The following is a 12,202-nucleotide window of genomic DNA, read 5'->3' on the forward strand; positions in this document are numbered from 1 at the left end:
GCCGGGTGCATTCGACCATTCGGACCAGAAGATTCCGCACCACAACGGCGTGTCGTACGGCCACTTCAAGCCGGCCGCGCCCCTCCCGCCCCGTGCGCCCGCGGCCGCCCCGCCCGTGCGCCCGGGCCCCACCGGCCCCGCCGCCGCCCGCACTGCACCGCCCCGCCCGCCGTCCCGGGACGGTGCGACGGGCAATTCCGGAAACCGCCCCGGCCCCCTCCCGTCGTCAATCCGCACCGGTCGCCCCGGGCACCGAAAAAACCGGCGAAGCGACCCGGAGCGGCATGCTTAAGAGTTCCCGTGCCCCTTTTCGGTCGCCGGTCGCCCCGCCCGCCTTTCCCCGTAGCCCCTTTCGGAAAGCCGCGCCGGGCGCGTTCCGTTTCACCCCCTCCCGCACACCCGTTCGCCCGGCCCGTCGCCACGCCAAGAGCCGTCGGGGACGGGCGGATAGCATGGCGACGTATCGTCCGGTACCCCTCGCGGACTGGAACGGAAGGTCCCGCCTCACGTGAACGCACCCCACCGGACGGAGCCGGGCGACGTATCCGCCCGCCCCGCCCGTCTGACCGTCGGCGTCGTCGGCACCGGTCGGGTCGGCCCGGCCCTCGCCGCCGCCCTGGCCCTCGCCGGGCACCGTCCCGTCGCCGCCTCCGGCGTCTCCGACGCCTCCCGCCGGCGCGCCGCCGCCCTGCTGCCCGACGTGCCCCTGCTCAGCCCGCCGCAGGTGCTGGAACGGGCCGACCTCGTCCTCCTCACCGTGCCCGACGACGCCCTCCCCGGGCTCGTCGCGGGCCTGGCCGAGACCGGCGCGGTCCGCCCCGGGCAACTGCTCGTCCACACCTCCGGCCGCTTCGGCACCGCCGTGCTGGACCCCGCCACCCGCGCGGGCGCCCTGCCGCTGGCCCTGCACCCCGCCATGACCTTCACCGGCACCGCGGTGGACGTGCAGCGACTGGCCGGCTGCGCCTTCGGCGTCACCGCCCCCGTCGAGCTGCGGCTCGCCGCCGAGGCCCTCGTGATCGAGATGGGCGGCGAACCCGAATGGGTGGAGGAGGAGGCCCGTCCCCTCTACCACGCGGCCCTCGCCCTCGGCGCGAACCACCTCGTCACCCTCGTCGCCCAGAGCATGGAACTGCTCGCCGCCGCCGGGGTCGCCCGCCCCGACCGGATGCTCGGCCCCCTCCTCGGCGCGGCCCTCGACAACGCGCTGCGCTCCGGCGACGCCGCCCTCACCGGCCCCGTCGCCCGAGGCGACGCCGGCACGGTCGTCGCGCACGTCGCCGAGCTGCGCGCCCACGCCCCCGCCATGGTCGACGGCTACCTCGCGATGGCCCGCGCCACCGCCGACCGGGCCCTGGCCAACGGCATGCTCCGCCCCGGCCCGGCCGCCGAGCTCCTCGGCGTCCTCGGCGCCGCCCCGACCGGCCCGGCCGCCCCGACCGGCGACGCCCCCGACACCCCCGAAGCACCCGAAGAAGGAGACGGCCCCGCGTGACCGCGCTGCTGCACACCGCCGCCGACCTCGCCGCCCTGCGCCCGCCCACCGGGCCCGCCGGCTCCGCCGACCGCGCCCGCCGCGCCGTCGTCATGACCATGGGCGCCCTCCACGAGGGCCACGCCACCCTGGTGCGCACCGCCCGCGCCCGGGTCGGCGCCGCCGGGCAGGTCGTCGTCACCGTCTTCGTCAACCCGCTCCAGTTCGGCGCCGGCGAGGACCTCGACCGCTACCCCCGCACCCTCGACGCCGACCTGGAGATCGCCCGCGCCGCCGGCGCCGACGTGGTCTTCGCCCCGGCCGTCGACGAGGTGTACCCCGGCGGCGACCCGCAGGTGCGGATCACCGCCGGCCCCATGGGCACCCGCCTGGAGGGCGCCACCCGCCCCGGGCACTTCGACGGGATGCTCACCGTCGTCGCCAAACTGCTCCACCTCACCGCCCCCGACCTCGCGCTGTTCGGGCAGAAGGACGCCCAGCAGCTGGCGCTGATCCGGCGGATGGCCACCGACCTGAACTTCCCCGCCGAGATCGAGGGCGTGCCCACCGTCCGGGAACCCGACGGGCTCGCCCTGTCCTCCCGCAACCGCTACCTCGCCGCCCCCGAACGCGACACCGCCCTCGCCCTGTCCCGGGCCCTGTTCGCGGGCCGCGACCGGCTCGCGGCCCCCGCCGCGCCCGAGGACGCCGACCTGCCGGGCGCCGTCCGCGCCGCCGCCCTGCGGGTCCTGGCCGACGCCGCCCACGCCGAGAGCCCCCTCGCACTCGACTATCTCGCCCTCGTCGACCCCCGGGACTTCACCGAGGTCCCCGCCGGTCACACCGGGCCCGCCGTGCTCGCCGTCGCCGCCAAGGTCGGCACGACACGGCTGATCGACAACATCCCCTTGGAGTTCGGAGCACACCCGTGAGCACCACCGGCAGAGCAGCGACGCCCCCCGACACCCGCATACGCCTGCACGCCCCCGCCCCCGGCTGGGCCGTCGAGGCCGACGTGGTCGTCGTGGGATCCGGCGTCGCCGGACTGACCGCCGCCCTGCGCTGCGCGGCCGCCGGCCGCCGCACCGTCGTGGTCACCAAGGCCCGCCTGGACGACGGCTCCACCCGCTGGGCCCAGGGCGGCATCGCCGCCGCCCTCGGCGAGGGGGACACGCCCGAACAGCACCTCGACGACACCCTCGTGGCCGGCGCCGGCCTCTGCGACGAACGCGCCGTCCGCCTCCTGGTCACCGAGGGCCCGGACGCCGTGCGCCGGCTCATCGACACCGGCGCCGTCTTCGACACCTCGCCCACCACCGGCGAGATCGAACTGACCCGCGAGGGCGGCCACCACCGGCGCCGCATCGCGCACGCCGGCGGCGACGCCACCGGCGCCGAGATCTCCCGCGCCCTGGTCGCCGCCGTCCACGAGGCCGGCATCGAGACCGTCGAGAACGCCCTCGTCCTCGACCTGCTCCAGGACGCCGAGGGCCGCACCGCCGGCGTCACCCTGCACGTCATGGGGGAGGGCGAACACGACGGGGTCGGCGCCGTCCACGCCCCCGCCGTGGTCCTCGCCACCGGCGGCATGGGCCAGGTCTTCTCCGCCACCACCAACCCGGCCGTCTCCACCGGCGACGGCGTGGCCCTCGCCCTGCGCGCCGGCGCGGAGGTCTCCGACCTCGAATTCGTCCAGTTCCACCCCACCGTCCTCTTCCTCGGCCCCGGCGCCGAGGGACAGCAGCCGCTGGTCTCCGAGGCGGTCCGCGGCGAGGGCGCCCACCTCGTGGACGCCGACGGGGTCCGCTTCATGCTCGGACAGCACGAACTCGCCGAACTCGCGCCCCGCGACATCGTCGCCAAGGGCATCACCCGCCGGATGCGCGAGCAGGGCACCACCCACATGTACCTCGACGCCCGTCACTTCGGCGCCGCCATGTGGGAACAGCGCTTCCCGACCATCCTCGCCGCCTGCCGCGCCCACGGCATCGACCCGGTCACCGAGCCGATCCCGGTCTCCCCGGCCGCCCACTACGCCTCCGGCGGCGTGCGCACCGACCTCTCCGGCCGCACCACCGTGCCCGGGCTCTACGCGTGTGGCGAGGTCGCCTGCACCGGCGTGCACGGCGCGAACCGGCTCGCGTCCAACTCCCTCCTGGAGGGCCTGGTCTTCGCCGAGCGGATCGCCGCCGACATCACCTCCCGCCCCCCGACCCCGGTCGGCCCGCCGGTGCCCGTGCCCGGCACCGGGCCGCTCCAGGACCCCAAGGCCCGCGCCACGGTGCAGCGCACCATGACCGACGGGGTCGGGGTGCTGCGCTCGGCCGGCTCCCTGCGGACCGCCGCCGAGGCCCTGGAGACCCTGCACGCCGACGCCGTCGCCGAACTCGACGCCCGGGGCGCCACCGCCGACCCGTGCGTGGAGACCTGGGAGGCCACCAACCTGCTCTGCGTGGCCCGGGTGCTGACCGCCGCCGCCCTGCGCCGCGAGGAGACCCGCGGCTGCCACTGGCGCGAGGACCGGCCCGACCGCGACGACGCCGACTGGCGCCGACACCTCGTGGTCCGGCTCTCCGACACCGAACGCCGCGCCCTCGTGGTCACCCGCACCGACACCGCCGATCTGCCGCCCGTCCGTCCCGCCCGTCCCCGAAGCCAGGAGCGCACCCCGTGAGCACCACCCCCGACCACACCCACGCCGACCTCCCCCTGATCCCCGCCGACTCCGAGCCCGGCGGCTGCGGCGACGGCTGCGGCTGCGGCGGCGCGGAGGAGGAGAGCGGCCTCGACCCGGCGCTCGCCGCCCTCCTCGTCGAGGCCGGCCTCGACCCCATCGAGGTCGAGGACATCGCGCACATGGCCCTGGCCGAGGACCTCGACGGCGGGGTCGACGTCACCACCGTCGCCACCGTCCCCGAGGACGCCGTGGCCACCGCCGACTTCACCGCCCGCGAGGCCGGCACCGTCGCCGGCCTGCGGATCGCCGAGGCCGTGCTCTCGGTGGTCTGCGAGGACGAGTTCGGCGTGGAACGGCACGTGGAGGACGGGGACCGGGTCGAGGCCGGCCAGGTGCTCCTCTCCGTCACCGCCCGCACCCGCGACCTGCTCACCGGCGAGCGCAGCGCCCTCAACCTGCTGTGCCGGCTCTCCGGCATCGCCACCGCCACCCGCCGCTGGGCCGACGTGCTGGAGGGTACCTCCGCCACCGTCCGCGACACCCGCAAGACCACCCCGGGCCTGCGCTCCCTGGAGAAGTACGCGGTCCGCTGCGGCGGCGGCGCCAACCACCGCATGTCCCTGTCCGACGCCGCCCTGGTCAAGGACAACCACGTGGTCGCCGCCGGCGGGGTCACGGAGGCGTTCAAGGCCGTCCGCGAGGCATTCCCCGAGGTCCCGATCGAGGTCGAGGTCGACACCCTGCACCAGATCCGCGAGGCCCTGGACGCGGGCGCCGACCTGATCCTGCTCGACAACTTCACCGTCCCCGAGACCGAGGAGGCCGTCGCGATCGTCGCCGGCCGCGCCGTGCTGGAGTCCTCCGGCCGGCTCACCCTCGACAACGCCGCCGCCTACGCCGCCACCGGCGTGGACCACCTGGCCGTCGGCGCCCTCACCCACTCCTCGCCGATCCTCGACATCGGCCTGGACCTGCGCGCCGCCGAGGACGCGGACGGGGCGGCGTAGGTCATGCTGCTCACCATCGTCGTCGGCAACAGCCACACCGTCCTCGGCCTGTTCGACGGGGAGGAGCTCGTCGAGCACTGGCGGGTGTCCACCGACGCCCGCCGCACCGCCGACGAACTGGCCGTGCTCTTCCAGGGGCTGATGGGCACCCACCCCATGCTCGGCACCGAGCTCGGCGACGGCATCCACGGCATCGCCATCTGCTCGGCCGTCCCGGCCGTCCTGCACGAACTGCGCGACGTCTCCCGCCGCTACTACGGGGACGTGCCGGCCGTGCTCGTGGAACCCGGGGTCAAGACGGGGCTGCCGGTGCTCACCGACAACCCCAAGGAGGTCGGCGCCGACCGCATCACCAACGCGGTCGCCGCCGTCGAGCTGTACGGCGGCCCGGCCGTGGTCGTGGACATCGGCTCGGCCACCACCTTCGACGCGATCTCCGCGCGCGGCGAGTTCGTCGGCGGGGTCATCGCGCCCGGCGTCGAGATCTCCATGGAGGCCCTCGGCGTGCACGGCGCCCAACTCCGCAAGATCGAACTGGCCCGGCCCCGGCACGTGATCGGCAAGAGCACCGTCGAGGCCATGCAGTCCGGCGCCGTCTACGGCTTCGCCGGGCAGGTGGACGGGCTGGCCCGCCGGATCGCGCGCGAACTCGTCGGCCCCAAGGGCGACCCGGACGCGGTGAAGGTCATCGCGACCGGCGGCTCGGCGGCGATGGTCCTCGGCGAGTCCGAGGAGATCGACGAGCACGAACCCTGGCTCACCCTGATCGGCCTGCGGCTGATCTACGAGCGCAACGCCCCCCAGTTCGACTGACCGGGCGCGCGGACGGGCGCGGTCGGGTGGTTTCGGAAGCGGTCGCACCCTTTCCGAAAACACCCGGTCGCGCCCGTCGCGCGTTCGGTCGAAACCGGCCAATCCCGGTGTGGGGCGCGCCCGTTGGACCTGATGGGTTAGCTTTGTCGTCCTTTCCCCATTCGAGCGAGCACGAGATCAGGGCGGGACGAATGCCTCGTGACACCGCGTACATGAAAGTCGCCGACGCCCTTCGGGACCGCGTTCAGGCCGGCGAGTGGAAGGTCGGGGAACGCCTCCCCTCACGCTCCCGCTTCGCCGAGGAGTACGGCGTGGGCCAGTCCATCGCCCAGCGCGCCATGGAACGCCTCATCATCGACGGCCTGCTGGAGGGCCGCGCCGGCTCCGGCACCTACGTGCGCCGCCCCCGCGAACGCCTGCGCATGTTCCGCTCCCGGGGCCGCGGCCTGTCCGGCCCCTTCCACGCGGGCAAGGCGGTCCGCGCCGAATCCCACTCCCGGGCCCGGGTCCCGGCCCCCGAACACATCGCCCACCGGCTCGCCATCGCCACCGGCGACCCCTGCGTGGTCACCCACTACGAGTTCCTCGCCGACGGCCGCCCGGTCGAGATCGCCGAGTCCTGGGAACCCATGGCCATCACCGACGGCACCCCCGTGGTGCTGCCCGAGATGGGCGTCCTCAAGGGAGCCGGGGTGATCAAGCGGATGCGCTCGCTGGGCATCGCGGTCACCCGCGTCCTCGAAGTGCCCCGCCCCGCCCGCGCCGACCAGCGGGCCGCCAACCTGCTCGGCATCAGCGTCGGCGACCTCGTCACCCGCATCGAACGCACCCACTACGACAAGGGCGGCCGGCCCGTGGAGACCGCCGACCTCGTGGTCGCCGACCGGCGCGCCGAACTCGCCTACGAGACCACCATCAAGGACTGAACGCCGCGCGGGGCGGGCGGGCGCCCGATCGCGCGCCCGCCCGCCCCGCGCGGTCCTCGCGGCTCAGTCCTTGCGGTACGGCCGGTACACCGTGAGCGCGCGCGGCACGGTCGACAGCGTCAGCTCCTCCGGCGCCATCGCGTACTCCCCGTCGAAGGCCAGCGGGGTCCCCGCCGGGATCCCCGAGACCCGCAGCGAGGCCAGCCGCGTCGCCAGGTGCGCCGGCGACCGGGTCAGCGGCCCGGCCAGGGCCGCCGCCAGCAACCGACTGCCCGGCCGCGCCCCACCGTGCACCAAGCGCAGGTCCATGCCCTCCTCGCGCAGACTCAGCCGCCGCCGAGGCGTCGGCCCGCTGCCGTGGTACGTCCCGTTGCCCGCGAACAGCATCCACACCGACCGCTCGCGCCCCGCGATCGTCAGGCGCAACGGGCGCTCCTTGCGCAGCACCTTCGCCGCCGCCAGCACCGCCGCCGGCCCGCCCCCGATCCGGGGCGCCCACCGCAGCCGGTGCCCGAGCAGCTCCGGGTACACCCCGATGCTGAAGGTGTTCAGGAACCAGCCCTGCTCCGCGCCAGAGGGCCCCGGCCGGAACCGGCCCGCCGCCACCCGCACCGCCTCCCCGCGCGCCACCGCCGCGCACGTGTCCTCGATGCCCGTCAGCCCCAGATCGGCCGCGAAGTGGTTCAGCGTGCCGCCCGGGAACACCGCCAGCGGACGCCCGGCCGCCAACGCCGCCGTCGCCGCCGCGTTCACCGTGCCGTCCCCGCCGCACACCCCCAGCACCGCGCACCGCTCGGCCGCCGCCGCCAGCTCCTCCGTCAGCTTCTCGCCCTCGCACTCGACGATCTCCGCCTCCGGCAGCCGCTCGCGCACCACCCCGAGGTCCACCTCGCCGGCCGAGCCCCCGCTCGTGTTCAGCACGAGCACCAGCCCGCGCCCCTCCGGCAGGGCGGGCGCGCCGAACTCCGGATGCGCCTCCCCGGGCGCCGTGCGCGCCCGGTCCGCCTCCCGCGCGATGCGCCGCACCACCCACGCCGCGCCCAGCCCGAGCGCGGCCCCGGCCGCCACGTCCGCCGGGTAGTGCACGCCGGTGTACACCCGCGAGAAGGCCACCGACCCCGCCACCGGCGCCAGCACCGCCCCCAGGGCCGGCGACTCCAGGGCCACCCCCGTCGCGAAGGCGAACGCGGACGCCGAGTGCCCCGAGGGGAAGGAGGTGGTCCACGGCTGCCGCTGCGGCCGCCGCGCCTGCGGTACCCCGTCGAAACCGGGCCGCGGCCGGCGCACCGACCACTTGCCCACCGTGTTGATCGTCGCCGAGGCCAGGGCCAGCGAGGCCGCGCCCCGCACCACCGCGCGCCGGGCCCGGGGGGTGCCGAAGACCAGCGCCCCGGCCGCGATCCCGCCCCACAGCACCCCGTGGTCGGCGGCCCGGCCCAGCCGGGGCAGCACCCGGTCCGCCCCCGGCCAGTGCCGACGGGCGACCTCGTCGAACAAGCGCCGGTCCCACCGGCCGATCGGACCCCGCCACACCGCGACCACGTACGTCCTCCTGACGACTCACGACCGAAAAGACGACCGAAGATCATCGGGCCGCCGCAGCGCACCTACCCCGTCGTCCCCCCTCTCAACGCGCGAGCCCCCCGACCTCGCTCCCGGGTACCGCCGTCCGGACCCAATGCACCCTCCCCACCGGCCACAACACGGCGGTTTTGTCCGATTAGCGCGTACCTTCGCGTCATGCCCACGCCCTACGGATCCCGCGGCGGAATGGCGTTCAGCGCCGCCGAGCTGCACGTGCTCCGGCGTTCCCTCGCCCACGCCCTCAGGCCCGACCCGGCCCCGCTCCCCGCCCCCGAGGTGCGCGAGACGCTGAGCCTCGCGAGATCCGTGGACGACGCCCTCGGCGAGGCCGAACGGCAGCGGGCCTTCCTCCTCGCCGACCTCGCCCGCTACCGGGCCGCCCTCCCCGGCAGCCTCAGCGGCTGGCTCACCCTGCTCCGCGAGGCCCTGGACAGCGGCTGCGAACCCGTCCCCGACGACCTCGCCGCCCTGCGCGCCCTGCGCGGCAACCCCGAGGCCGCCGCCCTCCTCGACCGGGTCCGCGCCGTCGCCGAACGCTCCGTGCGCCGCCGGCTGGCCACCGGCACCCTCGCCGTCGGCGCCCCCCGGGCCCGGCTGCTCGCCCTCACCGGCGGCCGCGAGGAGGCCGCCCCCGGCGTCGGCCCCACCCCCGGCCCCGGCGCCCCCACCCCCGCGCCCACCCCGCACCGCGAGCCCCGCACGCCCCGGGGCGCCGCCCGGGGGACGGCCGGCCCCGAACGCGCCCCCGAGCGCCCCGAGCGCCCCGTGCCCACCCCCGGCGAGGTCTTCCCGCGCCGCCGCCCGCAGGACCCCGGGACCCCCGAGGCCCCGCTGCCCGAGACCGCCGACCCGCGGCCCGAGCGCGGCCCCGAGGCCGTCGCGGCGGGCTGACCGGCCGCCCCGCCGCGCGGCGCCCCCACCGCCGCCGCGCCGGAGCGCCGGGACTACCCTGAGCCCCATGGACTACGTATCCGCGCTCGTTCCGCCGTTCGTGATGGCCGTGTTCTTCATCTTCCTGGTGCGCACCATCGTCAAGACCCAGGGCGGCGCCAACAAGAACAAGGAGGACGCGGCGGTGGACGCGGCCCTCGCCCGCGCGGAGTCCGCCCGCCAGTCCCAGGGCTGAGCCCCCCCCGGGGCGCCCCGACGCCCCCGACCCCCGCGCGCGGCGGCCCCGCCGGCCCCGCGCGCGGTTTTGTCGCGCGTTGCCCCCGAATGGACGGGCAATTCGCCTCTCCCGGCTCTATCGTGCTCATGTGCCTCGCCCCTTGGGAGAACTCGAAGACGCCGTCATGACGCGGGTGTGGCAGTGGAACCGCCCGGTCACCGTTCGGGAAGTGCTGGAGGATCTCCAGCGGGAACGGTCCATCGCCTACACCACGGTGATGACCGTCCTGGACAATCTCCATCAGAAGGGCTGGGTCCGCCGCGAGGCGGAAGGCCGCGCCTATCGATATACCGCCGTCTCCACCCGCCCCGCCTACTCGGCCGCACTCATGAACGAGGCGTGGGCGACCAGCGACAACCCGGCCGCCGCCCTCGTCGCGTTCTTCGGCATGATGTCGCCGGAACAACGCGAGGCGCTGCGCGACGCGGTCCGCATCGTCCAACACGACGAGGAGACGGAAGCCCCGGAAGCGCCCCCGGGACCTCCCGGGGAACTCGCGCCCGGACATCCGCCGGAACCCCCGCTCCCGGATCCGCCGGCCGGCGAATCCGAGACCGCCCCCGATCCCGTTCCCGAGCCCGGTGCCGAAGGGCCCCCGGAAGGGCGATAGCGTCCGCGCATGGAACCCAGTCAAGCGCCCGAATCGCGGATCGGTGCAGATGCAAAAGCGTTGGTGGTCCGCCGGGCCCGCACCGGAGATGTCACCGCGTTGCGCCGGCTCCTCGACCAGTACGTGGGGCAGCGGATCCTCCTCGACAAAGCGCCGGTGACGCTTTACGAGTCGATCCAGGAGTTCTGGGTCGCCGAACGGGTCGCGGACGGTACCGTCGTGGGCTGTGGCGCCCTGCACGTGATGTGGGAAGACCTCGCCGAAGTGCGCACGCTCGCGGTGGACCGGGAGCTGAAGGGCGCCGGCGTGGGACACCTCATCCTCGGACGCCTGCTGCGCACGGCCCGGGATCTCGGGGTGAGCCGGGTATTCTGCCTGACCTTCGAAGTGGACTTCTTCGCGAAGCACGGGTTCACCGAGATCGGCGAGAGCCAGACCCCGGTGGGCGCCGAGGTCTTCACGGAGCTGCTGCGTTCCTATGACGAGGGCGTCGCGGAGTTCCTCGGTCTCGAACGGGTGAAGCCGAACACCCTGGGCAACAGTCGGATGCTTCTGCACCTCTGAGCGGCCCGGAAGAGCGGCGATCGGAAGCCGTTCAGACCTCGATCGCGACCCGCCGGAGCACCTCTTTTCCCGTGGTCCCCCGGCCTGCTACCTATGTCCGAATCGCGTATGTTTCCCATCCGGTTGTGATCCTGAACCTCTCTGTGGGGTTTGTGTTTTCCCCGCGAAAGCGGTTTCCTTTCCGCGTACTGCATTTTCGATGAAAGGAAATCCGGTGGCACAGAAGGTTCAGGTCCTTCTTGTCGATGACCTCGACGGCGGCGAGGCGGACGAGACCGTGACGTTCGCGCTGGATGGCAAGACCTACGAGATCGATCTCACCACCACGAACGCGGAAAAGCTCCGCGGTCTGTTGGAGCCTTACACCAAGGGCGGTCGGCGTACCGGGGGCCGTGCCTCCGCGGGCCGTTCCAAGGCCGGTCGCGCGGCGTCCGCGGGCAGCCCGGACACCGCCGAGATTCGCGCGTGGGCCAAGGCCAAGGGCCTCAATGTGAACGACCGCGGCCGTGTTCCGCAGGAGATCAAGGAACAGTACGAGGCCGAGGTCAAGGGCTGATGTCGGAGCCGTCGGCGGAGTGCGGCGGCCGGGGGACGGCCGTCCGCGCGCCCCGACGTCCGGCCCACAGCCGGGCCCGGTGACATTCCCCGGCCGCCGCTCCGATCAGCCGCACCAGGTCGGGTCCGTCGGCAGCTCCCGGTCCCCGGGGGCCGGGCGAGGGTCGACCGGGTCCGGGCAGGGCGGGGAGCGCGTCCGTCAGGTCGCGCGGGTCGCCCGCGGGGGCCCGCAGCCACACGGCCCCACCGGCCGGCGCACGCTCCGGCCCGGGGCCCGTCGGGGCGGGCCACTCGATCCGGTCGCCGCGACCGCGGCCGATCAGGTCGAGACCCAGGCCGCCCCACTCCAGCCAGTCCAGCACCGCGCCGAGCTCCTCGGCCACCCCCGGCGCCACCAGGAACCAGATCCGGTCCCCGGCGCCGGACCGCACCACCGGCCCGGTGAGCACCGGGCGGCGCAGCAGGGCGGTGCCGGCCTCGGCCGGCAGCTCCAGGGCGTCGAAGAGGGTGCCGGTGGCCGCGGTGGGCCCTTCGGGGCCCGCGGGGGCGTTCGGCACGGGCGCGTCCGGCCGCACCGCCGGTCGGGTGATCCGCGTGACGGGCGGGCCGGCGGGTGGCGTCATGCCCGGAGCAACCGCGACGGGCGCCCCCGGGTTACGCCGCGGGGTGACGGTCCGCTTCCGTTCCGTGGCGGAATGTCGCGACGCGCCGCGGCGGGTTGTTCGCCCTCAGCGGAGAGGGGGTGGGAAGGGGGCATGGATTGTCCGCCCTTTCGGGTAGGACAGTCCCAGCGGATGCGGCCGACACGCTGATCCGAGAACGAC

At 75.2% G+C, this 12,202-nt stretch carries 13 protein-coding genes; 11 read left to right on the plus strand and 2 right to left on the minus strand.

All coding sequences use genetic code 11. The features are described from left to right. Positions 1 to 508 precede the first annotated feature (508 nt). The 6 genes from ACN20G_RS13930 (at position 509) to ACN20G_RS13955 (ending at position 6,897) form a co-directional block, all read left to right on the plus strand. Positions 509 to 1,495 (plus strand): Rossmann-like and DUF2520 domain-containing protein, encoded by a 987-nt coding sequence (locus ACN20G_RS13930; protein WP_424213096.1) that lies wholly within the window; start codon positions 509 to 511, stop codon positions 1,493 to 1,495. Further along, positions 1,492 to 2,406 carry a pantoate--beta-alanine ligase gene (gene panC, locus ACN20G_RS13935; protein ID WP_424213097.1) on the plus strand — a complete coding sequence of 305 codons (915 nt, stop codon included), beginning with the start codon at positions 1,492 to 1,494 and terminating at the stop codon, positions 2,404 to 2,406. The genes ACN20G_RS13930 and panC overlap by 4 nt, the downstream gene beginning before the upstream one ends. Continuing rightward, positions 2,403 to 4,148, plus strand: a complete 1,746-nt coding sequence (locus ACN20G_RS13940; RefSeq protein WP_424213098.1) for an L-aspartate oxidase — start codon at positions 2,403 to 2,405, stop codon at positions 4,146 to 4,148. Before panC ends, ACN20G_RS13940 begins: the two co-directional genes overlap by 4 nt. Beyond that, complete coding sequence (gene nadC, locus ACN20G_RS13945; RefSeq protein ID WP_424213099.1) at positions 4,145 to 5,158, plus strand: carboxylating nicotinate-nucleotide diphosphorylase; 1,014 nt, start codon at positions 4,145 to 4,147, stop codon at positions 5,156 to 5,158. Before ACN20G_RS13940 ends, nadC begins: the two co-directional genes overlap by 4 nt. A gap of 3 nt (positions 5,159 to 5,161) precedes the next feature. Beyond that, a complete protein-coding gene (locus ACN20G_RS13950) occupies positions 5,162 to 5,971 on the plus strand; it encodes a type III pantothenate kinase (RefSeq protein ID WP_424213100.1) in 810 nt (269 codons plus the stop codon). Between the two features lie 191 nt (positions 5,972 to 6,162). Continuing rightward, positions 6,163 to 6,897, plus strand: coding sequence for a GntR family transcriptional regulator (locus ACN20G_RS13955; protein ID WP_424213101.1), 735 nt, complete (start codon positions 6,163 to 6,165; stop codon positions 6,895 to 6,897). 63 nt (positions 6,898 to 6,960) lie between these two features. On the opposite strand, the gene ACN20G_RS13960 is transcribed toward ACN20G_RS13955, so the two are convergent. Then, positions 6,961 to 8,439 (minus strand): bifunctional phosphatase PAP2/diacylglycerol kinase family protein, encoded by a 1,479-nt coding sequence (locus ACN20G_RS13960; protein WP_424213102.1) that lies wholly within the window; start codon positions 8,437 to 8,439, stop codon positions 6,961 to 6,963. A 198-nt stretch (positions 8,440 to 8,637) separates the two neighbouring features. Here ACN20G_RS13960 and ACN20G_RS13965 point away from each other — a divergent pair, with 198 nt between their 5' ends. The 5 genes from ACN20G_RS13965 (at position 8,638) to ACN20G_RS13985 (ending at position 11,379) form a co-directional block, all read left to right on the plus strand. Beyond that, on the plus strand, positions 8,638 to 9,372 hold the full coding sequence (locus tag ACN20G_RS13965) for a hypothetical protein (RefSeq protein WP_424213103.1): 735 nt from the start codon (positions 8,638 to 8,640) through the stop codon (positions 9,370 to 9,372). A gap of 67 nt (positions 9,373 to 9,439) precedes the next feature. After that, on the plus strand, positions 9,440 to 9,607 hold the full coding sequence (locus ACN20G_RS13970) for a hypothetical protein (RefSeq protein WP_424213104.1): 168 nt from the start codon (positions 9,440 to 9,442) through the stop codon (positions 9,605 to 9,607). Between the two features lie 130 nt (positions 9,608 to 9,737). Next, positions 9,738 to 10,259: a BlaI/MecI/CopY family transcriptional regulator gene (locus ACN20G_RS13975; protein WP_424213105.1), complete on the plus strand. Its 522-nt coding sequence runs from the start codon at positions 9,738 to 9,740 to the stop codon at positions 10,257 to 10,259. Between the two features lie 9 nt (positions 10,260 to 10,268). Further along, positions 10,269 to 10,823, plus strand: coding sequence for an amino-acid N-acetyltransferase (locus ACN20G_RS13980; RefSeq protein ID WP_424213106.1), 555 nt, complete (start codon positions 10,269 to 10,271; stop codon positions 10,821 to 10,823). 214 nt (positions 10,824 to 11,037) lie between these two features. Continuing rightward, complete coding sequence (locus ACN20G_RS13985) at positions 11,038 to 11,379, plus strand: histone-like nucleoid-structuring protein Lsr2 (protein WP_424213107.1); 342 nt, start codon at positions 11,038 to 11,040, stop codon at positions 11,377 to 11,379. On the opposite strand, the gene ACN20G_RS13990 is transcribed toward ACN20G_RS13985, so the two are convergent. Next, positions 11,369 to 12,001: an SCO3374 family protein gene (locus ACN20G_RS13990; RefSeq protein ID WP_424213108.1), complete on the minus strand. Its 633-nt coding sequence runs from the start codon at positions 11,999 to 12,001 to the stop codon at positions 11,369 to 11,371. The two genes, ACN20G_RS13985 and ACN20G_RS13990, sit on opposite strands and share 11 nt — an antisense overlap. Between the last annotated feature and the right edge of the window lie 201 nt (positions 12,002 to 12,202).

This window comes from Streptomyces dryopteridis (genome assembly GCF_049606955.1).
Lineage (GTDB): Bacteria > Actinomycetota > Actinomycetes > Streptomycetales > Streptomycetaceae > Streptomyces.